The sequence below is a fragment of the Sinorhizobium sp. KGO-5 genome (assembly GCF_036245905.1).
GTDB lineage: Bacteria > Pseudomonadota > Alphaproteobacteria > Rhizobiales > Rhizobiaceae > Sinorhizobium > Sinorhizobium meliloti_A.
On record NZ_BDIZ01000007.1, the window covers coordinates 76,414 to 97,211 of the forward strand.

General features: G+C 63.2%; 15 protein-coding genes. 9 read left to right on the forward strand and 6 right to left on the reverse strand.

Annotated elements, in window-relative coordinates; translation table 11 throughout:
* Positions 1-15 precede the first annotated feature (15 nt).
* Both BHD07_RS24670 and BHD07_RS24675 read left to right on the forward strand, forming a co-directional pair.
* On the forward strand, positions 16-1,158 hold the full coding sequence (locus BHD07_RS24670; protein ID WP_338283516.1) for a pyridoxal phosphate-dependent aminotransferase: 1,143 nt from the start codon (positions 16-18) through the stop codon (positions 1,156-1,158).
* 72 nt (positions 1,159-1,230) lie between these two features.
* Entirely contained in the window at positions 1,231-3,282 is a 2,052-nt protein-coding gene (locus BHD07_RS24675) for an acyltransferase family protein (protein WP_338283517.1), read from the forward strand.
* 42 nt (positions 3,283-3,324) lie between these two features.
* On the opposite strand, the gene bmt is transcribed toward BHD07_RS24675, so the two are convergent.
* Positions 3,325-4,338 carry a betaine--homocysteine S-methyltransferase gene (gene bmt / locus BHD07_RS24680; protein WP_338283518.1) on the reverse strand — a complete coding sequence of 338 codons (1,014 nt, stop codon included), beginning with the start codon at positions 4,336-4,338 and terminating at the stop codon, positions 3,325-3,327.
* 75 nt (positions 4,339-4,413) lie between these two features.
* Entirely contained in the window at positions 4,414-5,262 is an 849-nt protein-coding gene (locus BHD07_RS24685) for a LysR substrate-binding domain-containing protein (protein WP_275599855.1), read from the reverse strand.
* 97 nt (positions 5,263-5,359) lie between these two features.
* Between BHD07_RS24685 and BHD07_RS24690 the strand changes: the two genes are divergently transcribed.
* Positions 5,360-5,767, forward strand: coding sequence for a tautomerase family protein (locus BHD07_RS24690; RefSeq protein ID WP_338283520.1), 408 nt, complete (start codon positions 5,360-5,362; stop codon positions 5,765-5,767).
* A 42-nt stretch (positions 5,768-5,809) separates the two neighbouring features.
* On the opposite strand, the gene BHD07_RS24695 is transcribed toward BHD07_RS24690, so the two are convergent.
* The 3 genes from BHD07_RS24695 to BHD07_RS24705 all read right to left on the reverse strand — a co-directional run bounded on the left by BHD07_RS24695 (position 5,810) and on the right by BHD07_RS24705 (position 8,689).
* Entirely contained in the window at positions 5,810-6,856 is a 1,047-nt protein-coding gene (locus BHD07_RS24695) for a quaternary amine ABC transporter ATP-binding protein (protein ID WP_100673754.1), read from the reverse strand.
* A 229-nt stretch (positions 6,857-7,085) separates the two neighbouring features.
* Positions 7,086-8,084 (reverse strand): ABC transporter substrate-binding protein, encoded by a 999-nt coding sequence (locus tag BHD07_RS24700; RefSeq protein ID WP_338283521.1) that lies wholly within the window; start codon positions 8,082-8,084, stop codon positions 7,086-7,088.
* Between the two features lie 461 nt (positions 8,085-8,545).
* The gene (locus tag BHD07_RS24705) at positions 8,546-8,689 is read right to left on the reverse strand and encodes a hypothetical protein (RefSeq protein WP_010969600.1); all 144 of its coding nucleotides are present in this window, start codon (positions 8,687-8,689) and stop codon (positions 8,546-8,548) included.
* 283 nt (positions 8,690-8,972) lie between these two features.
* Here BHD07_RS24705 and BHD07_RS24710 point away from each other — a divergent pair, with 283 nt between their 5' ends.
* The 3 genes from BHD07_RS24710 to cyaD2 all read left to right on the forward strand — a co-directional run bounded on the left by BHD07_RS24710 (position 8,973) and on the right by cyaD2 (position 13,636).
* Entirely contained in the window at positions 8,973-10,427 is a 1,455-nt protein-coding gene (locus tag BHD07_RS24710) for a cobyric acid synthase (RefSeq protein WP_338283522.1), read from the forward strand.
* A 91-nt stretch (positions 10,428-10,518) separates the two neighbouring features.
* Positions 10,519-11,334, forward strand: a complete 816-nt coding sequence (locus BHD07_RS24715) for an alpha/beta fold hydrolase (RefSeq protein WP_338283523.1) — start codon at positions 10,519-10,521, stop codon at positions 11,332-11,334.
* 124 nt (positions 11,335-11,458) lie between these two features.
* Positions 11,459-13,636, forward strand: a complete 2,178-nt coding sequence (gene cyaD2, locus BHD07_RS24720) for an adenylate cyclase CyaD2 (protein WP_338283524.1) — start codon at positions 11,459-11,461, stop codon at positions 13,634-13,636.
* Positions 13,637-13,696: 60 nt separating this feature from the next.
* Here the strand turns inward: cyaD2 and BHD07_RS24725 are convergent, their stop codons facing one another.
* Positions 13,697-14,581: a FecR family protein gene (locus tag BHD07_RS24725; RefSeq protein WP_338283525.1), complete on the reverse strand. Its 885-nt coding sequence runs from the start codon at positions 14,579-14,581 to the stop codon at positions 13,697-13,699.
* Between the two features lie 763 nt (positions 14,582-15,344).
* Between BHD07_RS24725 and cobU the strand changes: the two genes are divergently transcribed.
* From cobU to cobN, 3 genes are read left to right on the forward strand one after another with little or no spacing between them, the layout of a single operon-like run.
* Positions 15,345-15,872 carry a bifunctional adenosylcobinamide kinase/adenosylcobinamide-phosphate guanylyltransferase gene (cobU, locus tag BHD07_RS24730; protein ID WP_100673749.1) on the forward strand — a complete coding sequence of 176 codons (528 nt, stop codon included), beginning with the start codon at positions 15,345-15,347 and terminating at the stop codon, positions 15,870-15,872.
* Positions 15,873-15,875: 3 nt separating this feature from the next.
* Entirely contained in the window at positions 15,876-16,940 is a 1,065-nt protein-coding gene (gene cobW, locus BHD07_RS24735) for a cobalamin biosynthesis protein CobW (protein ID WP_018095253.1), read from the forward strand.
* Between the two features lie 39 nt (positions 16,941-16,979).
* The gene (cobN, locus tag BHD07_RS24740) at positions 16,980-20,795 is read left to right on the forward strand and encodes a cobaltochelatase subunit CobN (protein WP_338283527.1); all 3,816 of its coding nucleotides are present in this window, start codon (positions 16,980-16,982) and stop codon (positions 20,793-20,795) included.
* The last annotated feature ends 3 nt before the right edge of the window (positions 20,796-20,798 follow it).

Sequence of the window (20,798 nt, forward strand, 5' to 3'; positions counted from 1 at the left end):
AAGGGAAGAACGACCATGACGACTTTGCCGGCCTTTCGCCTCGAGACGCATTTCTCGCGCTGGGAGTTCACGGCGCGCCACCACATGACCGCGAGCGACAGCGAAACCATGTCGATGGCGGAGCTGCTTTCCTGCGCCGACGACGCCGATCGCGACGCGTGGGAGCGGCTGACGCTCGGCTATACCGAGACCCATGGCGCTCCGGCGCTCCGCAAGGCGATCGCCGCGACCTATGAGGGGCTCGAGCCGGAAGATATCCTCTGCTTCGCCGGTGCCGAGGAAGGGCTCTACTGTGCCATGCTGGCTGCGCTCGGTCCCGAGGATCATGCCATCGTCACCGTGCCCAATTACCAGTCGATGGAAACGCTTCCGGTCACGCTCGCCGCGTCGGTGAGCGGCGTTGCACTCCGTCCCGAGAACAATTGGCAGATCGATATCGCCGATGTCCGGGCGGCGTTGCAGCCGAATACGAAGCTGATCGCGGTCAATTTCCCCAATAACCCGACGGGCGCTGTCGCCGAGCCGTCGGTCTTTCGCGCGCTCGCGGCGCTCTGCGCCGAGCGCGGCATTCATCTTTTCAGCGATGAGGTCTATCGAGGACTGGAGCGCGATGAGGAGAAGCGCCTGCCGCAGGCGGCCGAACTCTTCGATCGCGGTATTTCGCTCAACGTCATGTCCAAGGCCTATGGCCTTCCAGGTCTTCGGATCGGCTGGATCGCCTGCCGCGATCGCGCGCTTCTCCAGCGCATGGAAGGCATGAAGCACTACCTCTCCATCTGCAACTCCCGGCCATCGGAGGTACTGGCGACGATCGCGCTGAAATCGCGCCATCGGATACTTGAACGCAATCGCGCGCTCTGCACGCGAAATCTCGAGAAACTCGGAGCCTTCTTCGCCGAGTTCGCAGATCTCTACGAGTGGCAGGCGCCGGACGGCGGCTGCGTCGGCTTCGCCCGCTATCACGGGGCAGACGGCGTGGAGGAACATTGCCGGCGGCTTGTCGAGGAATCAGGCGTGCTGTTGCTTCCTTCGAGCCTTTTCGTCTCCGATCTGCTGCCGGTCCCGCAGGATCGCTTCCGCGTCGGATTCGGCCGCAGGAACATCGAAGAGGGGCTCGAAGCCTGGCGCCATCACGTGCTGCGGGCGCCCGTGAGGTGATCGGCGGCGTGGCGCCGGCCGATTGACCGTGTTAACGATGCGCCAACCTCATGGAAGTACCTGCCTCGCATTATGCATTATAGACCCGAGATCGACGGGCTGCGCGCCGCGGCCGTAATACCCGTCCTGCTGTTTCATGCCGGTTTCGGCTTTATCTCTGGCGGTTTCGCGGGAGTCGACGTTTTCTTCGTGATCAGCGGCTTTCTGATCACGAGCCTCATTCACAAGGAGATCCGCAGCGGCGCATTCAGCGTCGTCGCTTTCTATGAGCGGCGTGCACGACGCCTCGCGCCAGCGCTTCTGTTCGTCTGTGTGGCCTCTATTCCCTTCGCGCTCATGTGGATGCTGCCGAAGGAATTGAATGAATTCGGCAAGAGCCTCTACGCGGCGAACTTGTTCGCGGCCAATTTCTTGTTCTGGGACCAGACGAACTATTTCACGCCCGACACCGATCTCATGCCGCTGCTTCACACCTGGTCCCTTGCTGTCGAGGAGCAGTTTTACATCGTCTTTCCCCTACTTCTGCTTTCGCTGCGCCGCCTGTCGGAGGCGACCGGGCTCAAGGTGATCGTCGCGGCGACGGTTCTGAGCTTCGGCGCGACCCAGCTTTTCGCGCGCATCGATCCGGCGGCAAACTTCTATCTCCTGCCCAGTCGCTTTTGGGAACTAGGCCTCGGTGCCGCCGTCGCTCTCTCGGGTGTTTCAAATCGTGAATTCTCCAGATCCGTCCGCGAGTGCTTCGCCTGGGGCGGGCTTATCCTCATCGCTGCAAGCTATCTCTCGACAACCGACACGCAACATTATCCGGGCTGGGCGACCGTTCCAGTCGTCGCCGGTACGGCCCTTGTTCTCGCTTTCGCTCGCGGCGACACGCTGATCGGCAGGTGCCTCTCGGCCCGCCCGCTCGTTGCGATCGGCCTCTGCAGCTACAGCCTCTATCTCTGGCATCAGCCGGTATTCGCATTTGCGCGTCTGCGCACGAGTGACGGAGTGACGCCTGCGGGCTACGCCGGCCTCATCGTGCTCTGCTTCGGTCTCGCCTACCTCAGCTGGCGCTACGTCGAAGGTCCCTTTCGCAATCGTGCCCGTCTCGGGCGGAAGGCGATCTTCGCAACGGTCGCGGCGGTGGGGTCCATGGCCGTTGCGACTGGCCTGGTGCTCGACGGCAGCGACGGTCTCGCGTCCGGGAATGCCGAGCTTGCCCGCCTCACCAAGCCGAGCGTCGGCATAGGGAAGGATTGCAATGCGGTTGTCGACCTGAAATGCGGCACAAGCAGCGAACCGGTCATTGCCGTCTGGGGAGACTCCTTTGCCAGGCACCTCGTCGATGGCATTCTGGCCTCCGAACCGGGCGCACGGCTTGTACAACTGACGAACAACAATTGCGGTCCGCTCGCCGGCCTCGCCCCGATCAAGGCCAAGTTCGAGCCCGCTTGGCCGCAGGAGTGCATCGAGCACAACAGGGAGGTGCAGCGCTTCCTTCTGGCGCACAAGTCGATCCGCTATGTCGTGTTGTCTTCGCCGCTGAATCAGTATTTGGAGGAAGAGACGATGCTTCTCGACGGTAAGGGAGTGGTGCCGTCGGACGCTCGGACCGTGACCGGCAGTTATCGGGCAAGCCTCGCATGGTTACGGCAGAATGGCTTTCGGCCGGTCGTCATCGCGCCGCCGCCGCAGGATGGTCGCGATACCGGCCTTTGCGTCGCGCGAGCCCGACTGCTTGGAACCTCCGCCGATGACTGCGGGGCGTCACTTGCGAATGTCCGGACCCACGACCGTGACGTACTCTCGATTCTGGCGGACATCGCCAGCGACTATCCGGTCGTGAGCTTCACCGATTATCTCTGCGGCGGGGGCCGCTGCAGAACCGAGGACAGGGGAGTGGCGCTTTTCGAAGACCATGGGCATTTTTCCGAAGAGGGATCCCGTCATCTCGGTGCCGCGCTTCAGTTCTACCCGGCATTTGCCAGTGCTGCGGAATATGGCTGCTCCACGGAGCGCGGTCGGCTCGGGGCACCTTTGCGCGGGATTTGCGATCTCGGCGAAAATGTCGCTTTGGTGAGCGCCAGCGCGAGCGACGCCCCGCCGGCGCAAATGCGCACTCACCCTGGTCCCGTAGAATAGGATAGCTCCGGCTTTGCCGCCGGAGCTTCCGCAGGCATGACCTTAGGCGCGCCGACGGCGCTCTCGGGCCGGGGCGGCGGGACCTTCATTTGCCGATTTGTTCCGCAACGGACCGATTTTCTCGACGATCGTATCGAGCGTGGGGCGTTCACCCCTGGTGTGATTGTCGATCGCGAGCCGCATCGCGGCCAGATGGTTGCAGGAGGTGCCGCAACAGCCGCCGATGATCCTGGCGCCGGCGTCGACGGCCAACCGGGCATATTCGGCCATCAGCGGCGGAGTGCCGGAATAGTGGATCTCCGAGCCGCGGAATTCGGGAATACCGCAATTGCCCTTGACGATGATTGTCGCCTCCGGGCTGGCAGCCGTCATGTCGAGCAGCGAGGAAAGAATGTCGGACGCCCCGACGCCGCAGTTCGCGCCGACGGCAACCGGACCGTCGCCGATATCGGCGGCGACGCCGTGAATGTCTTTCGGGTGCAGGCCCATCATCGTCTTGCCGGCGGTGTCGAAGGAACCGGTGTAGACATAGGGAAGGCCGACCTTCGCCGCGGCTTCGGCGGCCGCACGAATTTCGTCCGGAGAGGACATGGTCTCGATCCAGGCGACCTCCGCGCCGCCGGCTTTCAGGCCCTCGATCTGTTCGACGAAGGCCGCGACCGCGTCTTCATAGGAGAGGGCGCCGAGCGGGATCAGCAGCTCGCCCGTTGGGCCGACGGATCCGGCCGTAATGACCTTTCGCGGCGCCTGGTCGGCCACCGCGCGCGCGATCTCTGCGGCCCGCTTGTTGAGCTGGTAGACCCGGTCTTCGGCCTGATGAAGCTTCAGTCGGTGGCGTGTGCCGCCAAAGGAATTGGTGAGAATGATGTCGGCGCCGGCATCCACGAAGTCCTGATGCAGCTTGGTGATGTTTTCCGGTTTCGTCTCGTTCCACATCTCCGGTGCCTCGCCCGCTTCGAGCCCCATGGCGAAGAGCGACGTGCCTGTGGCGCCATCGGCAAGCAGGACGCCCTTCTGGGCGAGGAGATCGGAAAGGGCATGGACTGCAACGGACATCGGATTTTCCCGGCTGAATGGAACTGCAATAAGATATAAAGATATCTTTATGTGTTGGCAACAGAATTGCGCCGATCAGCGCGGCAATTCGTTCGCAAGCAGCGCAGCTAGATCGGTTGCGGGCTTCTCTGCCCGGGCGCGCAGACGCAGGCTGAATTCCGCCGGAGGCAGGGATGGCAAGCCGAGATGGGCAGGAGCGCGCTCGATGCCGGTGCCGAGAAATCTTTCCGTCCGGGTCGTAACGGCGATGCCGCTCAAGACGGCGGCGCGCAGGCCCGACAGGCTGGGGCTCGTTGCCGCGATCCGAAAGCGGCGGCCGGTTCTCTCGAGGGACGATATGGCGGCGGCGCGGAAGCCGCAAGGTGGGTCGAGCACGGCGAGGGGGAGCTCCTCTTCTTCCGTTGCCAAGCCTCTGTCGGAGCCGAGCCAAAGCATCTGTTCGCGGAGCACGAGCAATTCGTCATCTGCAGCCGCCTGTCGCATGGCAAGAAGAATGTCGATCTGGTTCTGATCGAAGGCGGCCGTCAATTCTTTCGACCGCCCGATCCTCAAATCCAGGCGAATGCGTGGATGGGAACGCGCGAAGCGGCGCAGCAGTCCGGGCAGCATCGTATCGGCAAAGTCCTGAGTGCTGCCGAGGGAGATCCGTCCATCGGCGCGCGCGCCCCTGAGGCTGAGCCAGGCGTCGCGATGCGCATCCAAAATACGCCGGGCATGGGCGGCGAGCTCCTCTCCCACGGGCGTGAGCACGCGTCCGCGTCCGGCGGGCGCAAGAAGGCGCTCGCCGATCAATGCTTCCAGACGCTGCATTTGTGCCGTCACGGCGGAGGGCGAACGGTTGACGGCGGTTGCCGCTCTTGCAAGCGAGCCGCCCTCGGCGAAGGCGAGAAAAGTGCGCAGCAGCTCGGGATCGATCGGATTCATACTTCAATTTTACAGAAGTGTATCTGCAAAACAATTCGATTTTTTTGATGTGGCGACGATGGCAAATTGACGAGGTGTTTCGAAGAAAGGAACTGTGATGCCCATCATCAACATCAGCGTTACCGGACAGCCGGAGCCGGAGCTTTCGGCGAAAATAGCGGCAAAGGTAAGCGACCTCACACAGTCGCATCTTCGCAAGGACCCCTCGGTGACGGCGGTCGTCGTCAGCTATGTCGATCCGCGGCATTGGTTCGCGGGCGGAAAGTCGCTCGCCTCGCAGCAGACCAGCAGTTTCTGGCTCGACATCAAGGTTGTCGACGGCACCAATACGAAGCAGGAACTTGGTGCCTATGTCGAAGCGATCTTTGCGGCCTTCGAGGATATTCTCGGGATGGTCCATCCCGAAAGCTACGTGCTCGTGCATGAGGTACCGGCGGCTGCCTATGGCTATGGAGGCAAGACACAGGAGTTCCGGTACATCAGCGGAAGGCTGGGGGTCACTTGACTATCCGCTGTTGAGGGCGCCCATGGGCGCCCTCAAAGCCAATCAAGCCGCCTGCCGGTCGGTATGCTGCACGGGCGTCACCATGGCGGAGATGATCATCTGCAGGTCGATTGCACCGATCGGGCGACCGTTGGCGTCGACGACATGGGCGTTGCTTATTTGCGCGCCGGTCATGGTGCGAGCGGCCGCTTCGAGCACGGTGCCTACGGCGAGCGGCAGGCCTTCCGGGTTTCCGGAGAGCGGCCGCATGATCGTCTCCACGTTGACCACCCGCCCGCGGTTCACTTCCTTCACAAAGGCCGTGATGTAGTCGTCGGCTGGCGAGAGCACGATTTCCTGGCCGGTTCCCTGCTGCACGACGCGACCGTCGCGCAGGATGGCGATCTTGTCGCCGAGCCTCAGGGCCTCGTCGAGATCGTGGGTAATGAAGACCACCGTCTTCTTCAATTCCTTCTGCAGTTCGAGCAGGACCGACTGCATGTCGACGCGTATCAGCGGATCGAGTGCCGAATAGGCCTCGTCCATCAGCAGGATGTCGGCGTCGTTCGTAAGCGCGCGGGCAAGGCCGACGCGCTGCTGCATGCCGCCGGAAAGCTGGTTCGGATAGTGCTGCTCGAAGCCTTGAAGGCCGACGCGCTCGATCCAGCCAAGCGCACGCTTTTCGCTCTCGCGCCGATCGATACCCTGTATCTCAAGACCGTAGATGGTGTTTTCGAGAACCGTGCGATGCGGCAGCAGTGCGAACTTCTGGAAGACCATCGCCGTCTTGTGACGGCGGAACGCGCGAAGGTCGTTCTCGTTCATCTTGCAGACGTCGACGCCGTCGTAGAGGACTTCGCCCGAGGTCGGATCGATCAGCCGGTTGATGTGCCGGATCAGCGTCGATTTGCCGGACCCCGAGAGCCCCATCACGACCGTTATGCAGCCGCCCGGCATGGAAATGTTGATGTCCTGCAGTCCGAGCACGTGGCCGTGCTTTTCGTTGAGTTCGGCCTTACCCATCCCGTTCTCGACGAGTTTGACGTAATCCTCTCCGCGCGGGCCGAAAATCTTGTAGAGGTTCTTCACCTCGATTGCGTGACTAGCCATGGACAACCTTTCCCCTTCTCTTGGCTTGGAGCTTTTACGCCGACTGCGTTTTCGCGGCGCTTCCCGCTCCTTGCATCAGAACTGTGACAGCGGAACACGCCGACCGCTTTACTGTTTGCGACGCAGGCGCGGCTCGTGCGTCGCGCATCAGGCAGCCGCATCCTCGAAGGGGCGCTGGAATCGATCATCTTCACGATTTCGCGCCGATCCGACCGAAGATCACAGTGATCTAGAGCGCGGCCTTCACCTTTTCGGCGACCTCCGGGCCTACCCACTGCGTCCATATCTCCTGGAAGTTTTCGAGGAAGTAGCGGGCGGCGCTTTCGTTCGTCCCCTGGTTCTGATCCATCCAAGCCAGAATTTTGTTTACCGTCGCGTTTTCCCATTGCCGCGCCTGGACGTAGTCCATGGCGCTGCCTGCTCGATCGGCAAAGGACTTGGTCACCACGGTATAGACGTCCGAGACCGGATAGGAGTTTACCTTTGGGGTCGGGCAATTCGGGGCGGCAGTGCAGGAGTCCCATTCCGCCTTGTCGTGATCCACGCCGAAAGACAGCAAGGTCATCTCGTACTTGCCGAGCAAGGCGGTCGGAGCCCAATAATAGCCGAGCCAGCCGGTCTTCTTCTCGAATGCATCGGCGATCGACGCGTCAAGCCCGGCAGCGGAACCGGGATCGATCAGCTGGAAGCCGGCCTTGTCCGCTTCGAGAGCCTTGTAGAGGTTGGCGGTGGAGAACCGGCAATTCCATGTTGAAGGACAATTGTGGACCGCTCCCTTTGCGGGGTTCTCGTGAGAAGGGAAGAGTTCCGGGTGCTTCAACGCGTCCTGCACCGTTCGAATGTCCGGGTGCGCGTCGGCGATGAACTTCGGAATCCACCAGCCCTCGACCCCACCTTCGCTCAAGATCCTGGCGCCTTCGACGAGGCGGCCCTCCTTGATTGCGGCATCGAAGGGCGTGCGTACGGAGTTGATCCACAGCTCCGGCACCAGGTCGGGCTCCGCCTTCTCGTTCATCGAGGTGAAGGTCAGCATCGTGTCGCCAGCGACGAGCTTCACACTGCATCCATAGCCGTTTTCCAGAATGAACTTGTCCACGTGAGCCGCGACGCCCGCCGAGGCCCAGTCCATCTCGGCGATGCTGACGCCGCCGCATTCGGCAGCCCCGGAAGGGCCTGCCAGAGACCATATGCCCGCCGTGAGGATGAGGGTAGCAAGGAGTTTTTTCATGTCCGTCGACACCTTCACGTCACTGCGGCCACGCATGGTGGATGGAGCGCCGCCTAACCGCTCCCGCGCTGAAGCTGCCGGCCCACTTCGTTGTCATTGCGGCAAGCCTAAGTGTTCGCGTCGAGAAATCAACCTTTTCGATCCGGCGCCGGTCGCCGGCGGCATATTGCGCCGCGACGAGCTCGCGGTACCGAGGACGCGAACGGCGAAATCGCCGAAATTCACCTTTGGTTAAGGCCTCAATAACGATCCGGTAAGGTTGTGGGGATAATTGTCTGCCTGCGGCGGGCGACTGCCGCAGGTCCGGATCAGGTAGTGCGTACCGGACCCGATATTCAGCGGAACGATCTGATCGCCGCACCCTTCCGTTCCAACGGTTGGGTGCGGCTTTTGCATTTCAGGGCAGGAATCGTGAAGAAACCGCCCCGAAAAGGGGGCGGTTTCGAACGCGACGTGGCGCTTTATCCGACGTTGGACGTGCGGATGAGGCCGAGTGGGCCGACCGGCGCTTCCGCGACCACATTACGGACGCGGGACTGGCCGTTCGGCGCCTTGGAGTTCCAGGCGATCTGAACGAAGTTGGGTTTGCCGAAAACGAACAGCATGACTTTCTACCTTGGGAGACCGGGCAATTTTCCGGCGGGTTTCGATGGCGCGGATATAGGCTCTTGCCGCGACGGCTTGAATGCCAGGCTCGGCACCGCATGTCGCAATTGAGCTAGCTCGCGAGAATTTTCAGATCCTAAAAATTAAAACTGCACACAGGTTCCCGCTCCAGAACGCTTGAAGAAGGCCGGAAACGCACCGCGAACGCCGGTGACGCAATCATGGCGGAATCGCGTCGGGACGGAGCTTTGCGGCAGGCGGTTTCGATGCTACGGGAAAGGCATGACACGCAAGATCATGCTGCAGGGAACCGGCTCGGATGTCGGAAAATCGGTACTGGTGGCGGGCCTCTGCCGGCTCGCATCCAACCATGGCCTCAACGTAAAACCGTTCAAGCCCCAGAACATGTCGAACAATGCCGCCGTTGCTGACGACGGCGGCGAGATCGGCCGTGCGCAATGGCTCCAGGCGCTTGCCGCACGCGTGCCGTCTTCCGTGCATATGAACCCGGTGCTCCTGAAGCCGCAATCGGACGTGGGCAGCCAGATCGTCATCCAGGGCAAGGTGGCCGGCCAGGCCAAGGGGAGGGAATACCAGGCTCTCAAGCCAAGGCTCCTCGGCTCTGTCATGGAGAGTTTCGAGCAGGTGTCAGGCGGCGCCGATCTCGTGATCGTCGAAGGCGCCGGTTCGCCGGCCGAGATCAATCTGCGCGCCGGCGACATCGCCAATATGGGCTTTGCCACCCGCGCTGACGTACCCGTCGTTCTCGTCGGCGATATCAACCGCGGTGGTGTCATTGCGTCCCTGGTCGGCACGCATGCGATCCTGCCGGAGAACGACCGGCGCATGGTCACCGGCTACCTCATCAACAAATTCCGCGGCGATGTTACGCTCTTCGACGACGGCATCGCATCGGTCCGCCAGTTTACCGGCTGGCCTTGCTTCGGCGTCGTGCCCTGGCTGAAAAGTGCCGGGCGGCTGCCTGCCGAAGACTCCGTCGTCCTCGAGAGGCTGACGCGGGGCGGCGGCAAGGCGCTGAAGGTCGCGGTCCCCGTCCTGTCGCGGATCGCCAATTTCGACGATCTCGATCCCCTGGCCGCGGAGCCGGACGTCGACATCGTCTTCGTTCGGCCGGGGGCGCCGCTTCCAGACGATGCGGGCCTCGTCGTCATACCCGGCTCGAAGTCCACCATTGCCGATCTGGAGGATTTCCGCAGGCAGGGCTGGGACCGGGACCTCGACCGGCATATGCGCCGCGGTGGGCGGGTCGTCGGTATCTGCGGCGGCTATCAGATGCTCGGAAGCCGGGTTACCGATCCGCTCGGTATAGAGGGCGGCAAGCGCGCGATTGAGGGGCTGGGGCTGCTTTCCGTCGAGACGGAGATGGCTCCGGAAAAGACGGTTCGCAACAGCCGCGCCTGGTCGCGAGAATACGACGTCGCGCTCGAAGGCTACGAAATCCATCTCGGCAAGACGACCGGCGCCGATTGCAGCCGCGCGCCGGTCGAGATCGACGGCCGCCCGGATGGAGCGATGTCGGCGGACGGCCGCGTGATGGGCACCTATCTGCACGGTCTTTTCGGAAGCGACGCCTACCGTTCCGCGTTGCTCAAGAGCTTCGGTATCGAAGGCGGGGGAGGCAATTACCGCCAGTCGGTGGATGCGGCTCTCGACGAGATTGCCGGGGAACTCGAAGCGGTACTCGATCGGACATGGCTCGGCACGCTTTTGGGGTAGGGCCGGCCGGACGAGGCGTGCCCTTTCGGCATTTCTCACCCGGACCGTATCGTGTCGGAAGCGCAGAAAACGGCTCGTTGAAAGGATCGAAATGCAGCAATACGACGACGATCTTCGGCAGTTCGAAGCCCAGGGCGCACCGGCTCTGCCTCCGGCCGCGGAGCAGGGCTATGTGGAGCGCGATGGCGCCCGGATATGGTACTCGACATATGGCGCGGGAGCACCGGTGGTCCTGTTGCACGGCGGCCTCGGCCACAGCGGCAATTGGGGCTATCAGCTTGCGCCGCTTCTTGAGGCCGGCCGTCGCGTCGTGCTCATCGACAGCCGCGGACATGGGCGCAGCACGCGCGATGAGCGGCCCTACAGCTACGAAGTGATGGCGTCCGACGTCCTTGCCGTCACCGACATGCTGGGACTTCAGAAGTTCGCCGTGGTGGGCTGGAGCGACGGGGCGTGCATCGGCCTCGTGCTTGCGAGCGCGGCTCCAACGCGCGTTGCCGGCGTCTTCTTCTTCGCCTGCAACATGGACCCGAGCGGCGCGACAGAATTCGAGGCCACTCCGGTTATCGACCGTTGCTTCGCCCGGCACCGGAAGGACTATGCCGAATTGTCGGCGACGCCTGATGAGTTCGATGACTTCGTCTCGGCCGTCAGCGAGATGATGAGTACGCAACCCAATTACTCGGCGGGCGACCTCGCCGGCATCCGAGTGCCGGTCGCGATCGTGCAGGCCGAGAACGACGAGTTCATAAAGAGAGAGCACGCCCAATATCTCGCGCGGAGCATTCCCGCAGCCGAATTGATCACGCTTGAACACGTCAGCCACTTTGCGCCGCTGCAGAGGCCCGACGTGTTCAACGGCGCCATGCTTGCATTTCTCGACAAGGTGCTTCCAACCGGGACCTGAGGCTTTACACCCGTCGTCACGTTCTCCGTTGCATACGCCTTGCGAAAAATGCAGCATGGTTTTCGGGTAGGACGACCTCTTCGCCGCTGTGCATGGCGACGGCGTCCGGGCGAAGGGCGCTGCCATGGCACGCACGCAGCTAATAGGGGTGATTATCGGCCTGGTGATCGTCGCGGCGCTCACCGTGCTGCGCGCAAGCGATCCGCCACTTTTGCGTCTCGCCCGAGATCTCACTTTCGACGAGTATCAGCGCCTGGCGCCGCGCAGCTTCGAGGACGTTCCGGTTCGTGTCGTCGACATCGACGAGGCGTCGCTGAAAGAGTTCGGCCAGTGGCCGTGGCCGCGCGACCGCGTTGCCGCACTGGTCGACCGGCTCTCGGAAATGGGGGCGGCGGTGATAGCCTTCGACATCCTGTTCTCCGAACCCGACCGTCTTTCTCCGCGCAGCGTCATGCGCGATGTCGCCGGGGTCGATCCGGCGCTCCTTGAGCGGCTGCCGGACAATGACGAGATACTCTCCCGATCGATCGGCGACCGGCCCGTCGTGCTCGGTTTCGGCCTTTCCAACGCAGGCAACTACCGGCCGCCGGTGAAAGCGGGTTTCGCCTTCACCGGCGAAAGCCCGCTCGATGCGCCGCCGCGGCTTACGGCTGCGACTCCTTTGAGGCCACAACTCGAAGCCAGTGCCGTGGGCCTGGGCCATATCAGCCTCAATCCCGGCAGGCCGTCGGCCGTTGTGCGCGCCGTCCCGCTGCTGTTGAGCGATGGCGAGCAACTCTATCCGAACCTGGCCCTCGAAGCGCTGCGCGTGGCTCAGGGCGCTTCCACCTACATCGTAGCGGGTGCTCCGGATGCGCCTGATACCATCACGCTGATCAAGGTCGGCGAATTCGTGGTGCCGGTGACCGCGGCGGGCGAACTCTGGCTCTATGTCAGTCCCGATCGCGGTGAAAGATATGTCTCTGCCGGCCGGGTGCTGGCGCCCGGCGGAGTTTCCGCAGAGACGAGGGCAGCGATCGAAGGCAGTATCGTATTCGTGGGCACGTCGGCAGCAGGCCTGCAGGACATCCGCACCACGGCTCTTGGACACGACGTGCCCGGTGTGTCGCTGCACGCGCAGACTGTCGAGCAGGTTCTCTCGGGCCGTTTTCTCTCCCGTCCGGATTGGGCGGACGGGCTGGAAATCCTTGCGATCGCGGCTGCAGGCAGCCTGCTCGTCCTGCTGACCACCTTCGTCAGCCCGGCCGTCGCGCTTGCCTGCGGCCTTCCGATAACCGCGCTGGCCCTCGCGGCCTCCTGGTCAGCCTTCCTCTATGCAGGTCTGCTATTCGACCCTCTGGCTCCGATCCTTGCCGGATCGATCACCCATTTTGCGGCAACCGCCTATCGTTTCCTGGTCATAGACCGGGAGCGGCGCGTGGTTCGGCGCGCCTTCGGCCAGTACCTGTCGCCCTCGCTCCTCTATCGCATCGAGCATACGCATGACGCCCTGCGTCTCGGCGGCGACGATCGTGAGTTGACGATCATGTTCGTCGACGTGCGCAACTTCACAGAGATCAGCGAGCGCCTGACGCCGGGAGAGGTGGTCCGGTTTCTCAACACGCTTCTCGACGCGCTGAGCCGCCATGTCATCGCCAATGAGGGCACGCTCGACAAGTTCATCGGCGATTCGATCATGGCGTTCTGGAATGCGCCCGTCGACGTCGCCGATCACCCCGGCAAAGCCATCCGCGCCGCCTTGGCCATGCGCGAGACGCTCGCCCGCCTCAACGAGAGCGACGCCTTCGGCTTCGGGAGCGACCAAAAGGTGGCGATCGGTGTGGGGATCCATACCGGGCTTGCCTGCGTCGGCAATATGGGAGCGGAGATGCACTTCAACTATTCGGCCGTCGGCGACGCGGTCAACGTTGCCGCCCGGATCGAGGCCGCCTGCAAGGACGTCGGCTTCGATATTCTGATATCCGAGACGACGGCGGATTTGGGCGAACGGTACGCCGTGCTGGAGGCGGGGGCGCTGGCGCTGAAGGGCAAGAGCACGCGAACGCGCGTATACGCCGTGGTCGGTGACGAGCATATGGCCGCTTCGGCCGAGTTTTCCGAGCTGCAGCGCATTCATGAACAGTTGATCGGGGCGATGCGTTTAAGGTCACGGCCCCGCAGAGAACTCGTCAATGCCGCAAAGCTCAAGGCTCCGGCTCTGTGCGGGGGATTATCGGATTTCTACCGCCGCATCGGGCGCCGGACAGACCACTTTGCCGGTGAACCTTTGCCGTTCGCAGACGAAGTCAGATCCGCCGAATAAAGAGACCATTTGATCCAACGCACTTCCGACGGAAAACAGTTACACACTTTTCCTGGTGCTCTAACCGCGGCCCTTCTTCGTGCCTGTATCCTGGCCCTTCTTGCCCGTGTCCTGCCCCTTCTTGCCCGTGTCCTGCCCCTTCTTCCCCTTGTCGAGGCCACGCTTGCCCGGCTCGTTGCTGGGCGTCTTGCCCGGGCGGGGCGCCTTTTGCGGGCTTGCTTTTTCGGGCGGCCGCGCCCGTTCCGGCGTGGTCGGTTTGATCTCGATCGCGGCCGAAATACCGCAACTGCCGCTCATGCTGCCGAAGGAGGCAGAAAGTCTTTGGTCGCCCGAAAGAAAGGGCAAGGCCTTCCGGTTTCCGAGTGTCGCCAGTGTGCGGCGACCGGCCTTGTGCGTGTCCGTCATGGTGCCGTCGCGCTTTGCGATCACGCAATCGCAGCGTCGGGTGAGCTGTTGGCATCCCGCCGGGCCGCAGAACCGGGCCGCGCCCTCCAAGAGAACGATCGCCGTCGTTCCGTCATTGCCGATGTAGAAGTCGAACACGGTTCCGCGTACGCCGATCGTTCCGGCAGGCGTCAAGATCTGATAGGCCGAGTGCTTCGAATTTCCGCTGATCCAACGGAACGTGCCCTTGGCGGCGGCGACGGTGAGTTGCTGCACCGATTTCGAATCGTTGAAGACGAACTTGTCGATGACGACGGAAGAGCCTGCCCCCACCGCCAATTTACTGCCGTCGCGGAACACGAACTGGCCGAGCCCAGATCGGGACGTGCTTATTCGCTCGTCCCGGTGAACAGCGTCCCGCTCCACGAGCGGCCCGCCGCTGCCGGTGACGACCGTCCTGATCCGGACCGCTTCTCCAACCGGTTCGGCGGCAATCGTCGGCATGGAACCGTAAAACGCTGCGGCCAAAGCAGCGATTGCGGCACGACGCAAGTGAAACATCGCACCCTCCACGATGATCTCCTGCGGCCGACGTGGTCCGGGGATCATGAGCGTGAATGATAACCGGATCGACACAATGTCGCCGGACCCCAAGCATTCATTCTTATCATGGCCGGGCCGAAAGTGTCTGCTTACCCGTTCGGGGTAGCCGGCGCGAAAGCGCATTTCTGCCGTAATCGGCGGTCCCGGTGTCGCAGGCCGTCGATTGACTTTGCCGCCGCCGCTTCATAATTAACGCAGTATGGATGGTTCCCTCGTGCCGAGGTGGGGCGAGGGAGTAAATGGGAATGCGACGGGGCGGACCCACGCCGGGCGCCCTTATCGCAGCCGACCCCGCGACTGTAGAACGGTCAGGGTTCGCCATCGGGCATTTCGCCGGATTTCCACGCGCTGCATGGGGCAGTCTCGTGAAGTTTGGCGGCATGTCGGAAAAGCCACTGGCGTGGCATTGCGATGAGCCAGGCAGGACGCCTCTTCTTCTACGAATCGTCCGCCTTTCGCGATGCCGCAAACGCCGGGAAGGCGAGGCGAGCCCGTTCGGTCTTTTGCCGCATCGTTTTTCGGGCCGAGCCGGTTCGTCGAGCGTGCGGGCATGAGGATCGTGACGCCGTGAGCCAGGAGACCTGCCATCCGTCAGGGCATTCCGCCCGAGGGGAGATGCTCCCCGATGCCAGCACGGAGGTTGTCGTGGCTCACAGGTCTTCGATCGAACGCGTTCTCGGCGCGCGCCGTTGCCGCTATAGCCTTCTCTAGGGCAGGCGGTATGGACATTTCCAATCTCGGCCCGATCCTCGTGCTTGGCGGCGCGCGTTCGGGAAAATCCACCTTCGCGGAAAAACTCGTCGAGGCCACCGGGTCTCCGATGCACTATCTTGCGACCGGCCGGGCTTTCGACGAGGAGATGCGGGAACGCATCGCCCTTCACCAGGCTACTCGGCAGGGGAAGGGTTGGACCACCCACGAGGAACCGCTCGATCTCGTGGGGCTGCTTCGCCGCATCGATGAGCCCGGCCGGGCTGTTCTCATAGACTGCCTGACCCTGTGGGTGACCAATCTGATGATGGAGGAGCGCGACATGGCCGCCGAATTCGCCGCGCTCGCCGCCTTTCTGCCCGCGGCGCGCTCGCGACTCGTTTTCGTCTCTAACGAGGTCGGTCTCGGGATCGTCCCGGAAAACCGGATGGCGCGCGACTTTCGCGATCACGCCGGCCGGCTCCACCAGATCGTGGCGGAGAAATCCGCAGAAGTTTACTTTGTCGCGGCCGGACTGCCGCTGAAAATGAAGGGTTGATTCATGACACTCGCAAGGGCGCCGCAGGGCAAAATACCGGCTACCGTCATCACCGGCTTTCTCGGTGCCGGCAAGACGACGATGATCCGCAACCTCCTGCAGAATGCCGACGGCAAGCGCATCGCGCTGATCATCAACGAATTCGGTGATCTCGGGGTTGACGGCGATGTGCTGAAGGGCTGCGGAGCGGAAGCCTGCTCGGAAGAGGACATCATCGAACTGACCAATGGCTGCATCTGCTGCACCGTAGCCGACGACTTCATCCCGACCATGACGAAGCTGCTCGAGAGGGAGAACCGGCCGGATCATATCGTCATCGAAACCTCCGGCCTGGCGCTGCCGCAGCCGCTCGTCGCCGCATTCAACTGGCCGGACATCCGCAGCGAGGTAACGGTCGACGGCGTCGTTACCGTCGTCGATAGTGCGGCGGTCGCCGCGGGCCGCTTTGCCGATGATCACGACAAGGTAGACGCGCTGCGTGTCGGCGACGATAATCTCGACCACGAGAGCCCGCTCGAAGAACTTTTCGAGGATCAGCTCACCGCCGCGGACCTCATCGTTCTCAACAAGACGGACCTCATCGACGCCGCGGGGCTGCAGTCCGTGCGCGAAGAGGTGGCCTCCCGCATCAGCCGCAAGCCGACGATGATCGAGGCGAGGAACGGCGAGGTAGCCGCCGCCATCCTGCTCGGGCTCGGAGTGGGTACGGAGGGCGATATCGTCAACCGCAAGTCTCACCACGAGATGGAGCATGAGGCAGGCGAGGAGCATGATCATGACGAGTTCGACAGCTTCGTCGTAGAGCTTGGCGCCATAGCCGACCCTGCCGCTTTCATCGAAAAGCTCAAGGGCGTCATCTCAAAGCACGACGTGCTGCGCCTCAAGGGCTTCGTCGACGTTCCGGGCAAGCCGATGCGCCTCTTGGTCCAGGCGGTCGGCAGCCGCATCGACCAGTATTTCGACCGCGCATGGGCTTCCGGCGAAACACGCGGCACGCGTCTCGTCGTCATCGGGCTGCATGACATGGACGAGCCCGCCGTGCGCGCAGCGATTTCGGCGCTCGCGTGAAATGGCTTCGAATTTGAACGAGGAGTCCAGGGAGCATCCATGCATCTCCTCCTAGCTCAGAAAGGAACGATCGCCGACGGTAATGAGGCGATCGACCTGGGACAGAGCCCGGGCGACATATTGTTCCTGTCGGCGGCCGATACGGAGCTTGCCTCGATCGCGGCTGCCCATCGTCAGCGCGCGGGCGCAAGAAGCCTGCGGATCGCCAGCCTGATGAATCTCATGCACCCCATGTCGGTCGACACTTACGTCGAACGCACGGCGAGGCATGCGAAACTGATCGTCGTACGGCCGCTCGGTGGTGCGAGCTACTTCCGTTACGTCCTGGAGGCGCTCTACGCCGCGGCGGTTGCGAATAAGTTCCAGATCGCCGTGTTGCCGGGCGACGACAAGCCGGATCCGGGCCTCGACCCGTTTTCCACCGTATCGGTGGAAGACCGGCAGCGTCTTTGGGCGTATTGCACCGAAGGCGGCGCGGAGAATGCCGGCCTTTTCCTCGATTACGTGCAGGCATTGATCGATGGCGGCGACAAGCCGCAGCCGGCGCGACCGCTGCTCAAGGCGGGGATATGGTGGCCTGGCAGGGGCGTGATCGGCTTCGAGGAATGGCTGCGCCTGTCCGAATCGCGTCGGGCTGCAACCCCCGGTCAGGTGGACAGTGCGGGACACGAACCCACCGTCGCCATCTGCTTCTACCGCGCGCTCGTCCAGAGCGGAGAGACGAAGCCGGTGGAGGCGCTGATCGAGGCTCTGGCGGCCGAGGCTGTGCGGGCGCTCCCCGTTTTCGTCTCCAGCCTCAAGGATCCGGTCTCGATCGGCACGGTCGAAGCGATCTTCGCCGAAGCAGTGCCGGATGTCGTGATGAACGCCACGGGCTTTGCCGTTTCCGCACCCGGCGCGGACCGCCAGCCGACCGTGCTCGAATCAGGCGGCGCGCCGGTGCTGCAGGTCATCTTTTCCGGCTCGTCGCGGGAGGCCTGGGAAGCTTCGGCTCAAGGGCTGATGGCCCGCGATCTCGGCATGAATGTCGCGTTGCCGGAGGTGGACGGGAGGGTTCTCTCCCGTGCCGTTTCCTTCAAGGCTGCCTCGGTTTACGACCCGCTGGTGGAGGCCAATATCGTCGGACACGAGCCGCTTGCCGATCGCGCGCGTTTCGCGGCGCGCCTCGCCGCCAATTGGACGAAGCTGCGCCGGACACCGCCCCGGGGCCGCCGGGTTGCCATCGTTATGGCCAACTATCCGAACCGCGACGGACGCCTCGGAAACGGCGTGGGTCTCGATACGCCTGCCGGCACGATCGAAGTGCTGAAAGCGATGACGGCAGAAGGCTATGCTGTCGGCAATGTTCCTGATGACGGCGACGCGCTGATCCGCTTTCTGATGGCCGGGCCGACCAATGCGGCGAGCGGCGACCGGGAAATCCGCGAAACGATTTCCTTGAATCATTACAAGGGTTTCTTCGAAGCGCTTCCGAAAAAGATTCAGCAGGAAGTGACCGCGCGCTGGGGCGCGCCGCAGGCCGACCCCTTCTACATCGACGGCGTATTCGCTCTGCCGCTCGCGCGCTTCGGCGATGTGCTCGTGGGCATCCAGCCGGCGCGCGGCTACAATATCGATCCGAAGGAAACCTATCACGATCCGGACCTCGTGCCGCCGCACGGCTATCTCGCTTTCTATGCCTATTTGCGCGAGGTATTCGGCGCCCATGCGATCGTCCATATGGGCAAGCACGGCAACCTCGAATGGCTCCCCGGAAAAGCGCTGGCGCTTTCCGAAGAGTGCTACCCCGAGGCGATATTCGGCCCGATGCCGCATCTTTATCCCTTCATCGTCAACGATCCCGGCGAGGGCACGCAGGCCAAGCGGCGAACGAGCGCCGTCATCATCGACCATCTGACGCCACCTTTGACGCGGGCGGAGTCCTACGGACCGCTGAAGGACCTGGAGGCGCTGGTCGACGAGTACTACGAGGCTGCGGGCGGCGATCCCCGGCGGCTCAGGCTGCTCAGCCGGCAGATCCTCGATCTCGTCCGCGACATCGGCCTCGACCACGACGCCGGCATCGAGAAGGGCGACAGCGAGAACCAGGCGCTCGAAAAACTCGATGCCTATCTCTGCGACCTGAAGGAAATGCAGATCCGCGACGGGTTGCATATCTTCGGCCTGGCGCCGAAGGGAAGGCTTTTGACCGATCTTACGGTCGCGCTCGCCCGTGTGCCGCGGGGTCTGGGTGAGGGCGGAGATCAGAGCCTGCAGCGGGCAATTGCGGCGGACTTGAGATTGCACGTGGCTTTACCGCAACCCTTCGACCCGCTCGATTGCGTCATGTCCGATCCTTGGGCCGGCCCGAGGCCCGATCTTCTCGCCGCCCTCTCGGATGCGCCATGGCGCACCGCCGGCGACACGGTCGAGCGCATCGAACTGCTTGCAGCGAAGCTCGTTTCAGGCGAAATCGTCTGCCCGGTGGGATGGACCAACAGCCGCGCCGTACTTGACGTGGTCGAGACGCGGTTGAAGCCTTCGATCAAGAGCTCCGGCGAGGCGGAAATCAAGGGTCTGCTGACCGGCCTCGACGGCCGGTTTGTCGCCCCCGGTCCCTCGGGTGCGCCGACGCGCGGCCGTCCGGACGTGCTGCCGACGGGGCGCAACTTCTATTCGGTGGACAGCCGCTCCGTGCCGACTCCGGCCGCCTATGAGCTCGGCAGGAAATCGGCGGAGCTGCTTATCCGCCGCTACCTGCAGGACCACGGCGAATGGCCGTCCTCTTTCGGATTGACGGCCTGGGGCACCTCCAACATGCGTACCGGCGGCGACGACATCGCCCAGGCATTGGCACTGATCGGCGCAAAGCCCGTCTGGGACATGGCCTCGCGCCGCGTGACCGGCTACGAAATCATTCCGCTTGCCGTTCTCGGCCGTCCCCGTGTCGACGTCACCCTGCGTATATCCGGCTTCTTCCGCGACGCCTTTCCCGAGCAGATAGCACTCTTCGACAAGGCGGTCCGCGCGGTCGGCGCGCTCGACGAGGACGATGCCGACAATATGATCGCCGCCCGCATGCGTGCCGAAACGCGGCGGTGGGAAGAGCGGGGCGCCGACGTGAACGAGGCTCGACGCCGTGCCTCCTATCGCGTCTTCGGTTCGAAACCCGGCGCTTACGGAGCGGGCCTGCAGGCGCTTGTCGACGAGAAGAACTGGGAAACGCGCGGCGATCTTGCCGAGGCTTACCTCATCTGGGGCGGTTACGCTTACGGTGCCGGCGAGGATGGAAAGGCGGAGCGGGGCCTTTTCGAGGAGCGCCTGCGCTCGATCGAAGCCGTGGTCCAGAACCAGGACAACCGCGAGCATGATCTGCTCGACAGCGACGACTACTACCAGTTCGAGGGCGGCATGAGCGCTGCGGCTGAGCATCTCGGCGGTCAGCGTCCGGCCATCTACCACAACGACCATTCGCGCCCCGAAAAGCCGGTCATCCGCTCGCTCGAGGAGGAGATCGGCCGCGTGGTGCGTGCCCGCGTCGTCAATCCGAAGTGGATCGACGGCGTGATGCGCCACGGCTACAAGGGAGCCTTCGAAATCGCCGCGACGATCGATTACATGTTCGCCTTCGCTGCGACCACCGGGGCGGTGCGCGATCATCATTTCGAGGCAGCCTATCAGGCCTATATCGCCGACGAAAAAGTCCTCCGGTTCCTGCGCGAAAAGAACCCGGCCGCGCTTTCGGAAATATCGGAGAGGCTGCTGGAGGCGATCGACCGCGGCCTATGGAACCCGCGCTCCAATTCGGCGCGATTCGAACTGAACAGCCTTTCCGGCCGCGCGGCTACCGACCGCCTGATGGCCGGAAACCAATAGGGA

Coding starts and splice junctions, on each gene's coding strand:
- BHD07_RS24705 (WP_010969600.1), bottom strand. CDS start 8,689: ATGCTGTTCGTTTTCGGCAAACCCAACTTCGTTCAGATCGCCTGGAAC.
- BHD07_RS24700 (WP_338283521.1), bottom strand. CDS start 8,084: ATGAAAAAACTCCTTGCTACCCTCATCCTCACGGCGGGCATATGGTCT.
- BHD07_RS24695 (WP_100673754.1), bottom strand. CDS start 6,856: ATGGCTAGTCACGCAATCGAGGTGAAGAACCTCTACAAGATTTTCGGC.
- cobN (WP_338283527.1), top strand. CDS start 16,980: ATGCATCTCCTCCTAGCTCAGAAAGGAACGATCGCCGACGGTAATGAG.
- cobU (WP_100673749.1), top strand. CDS start 15,345: ATGGACATTTCCAATCTCGGCCCGATCCTCGTGCTTGGCGGCGCGCGT.
- bmt (WP_338283518.1), bottom strand. CDS start 4,338: ATGTCCGTTGCAGTCCATGCCCTTTCCGATCTCCTCGCCCAGAAGGGC.
- BHD07_RS24670 (WP_338283516.1), top strand. CDS start 16: ATGACGACTTTGCCGGCCTTTCGCCTCGAGACGCATTTCTCGCGCTGG.
- BHD07_RS24715 (WP_338283523.1), top strand. CDS start 10,519: ATGCAGCAATACGACGACGATCTTCGGCAGTTCGAAGCCCAGGGCGCA.
- cyaD2 (WP_338283524.1), top strand. CDS start 11,459: ATGGCACGCACGCAGCTAATAGGGGTGATTATCGGCCTGGTGATCGTC.
- BHD07_RS24690 (WP_338283520.1), top strand. CDS start 5,360: ATGCCCATCATCAACATCAGCGTTACCGGACAGCCGGAGCCGGAGCTT.
- BHD07_RS24685 (WP_275599855.1), bottom strand. CDS start 5,262: ATGAATCCGATCGATCCCGAGCTGCTGCGCACTTTTCTCGCCTTCGCC.
- BHD07_RS24675 (WP_338283517.1), top strand. CDS start 1,231: ATGCATTATAGACCCGAGATCGACGGGCTGCGCGCCGCGGCCGTAATA.
- BHD07_RS24710 (WP_338283522.1), top strand. CDS start 8,973: ATGACACGCAAGATCATGCTGCAGGGAACCGGCTCGGATGTCGGAAAA.
- BHD07_RS24725 (WP_338283525.1), bottom strand. CDS start 14,581: ATGTTTCACTTGCGTCGTGCCGCAATCGCTGCTTTGGCCGCAGCGTTT.
- cobW (WP_018095253.1), top strand. CDS start 15,876: ATGACACTCGCAAGGGCGCCGCAGGGCAAAATACCGGCTACCGTCATC.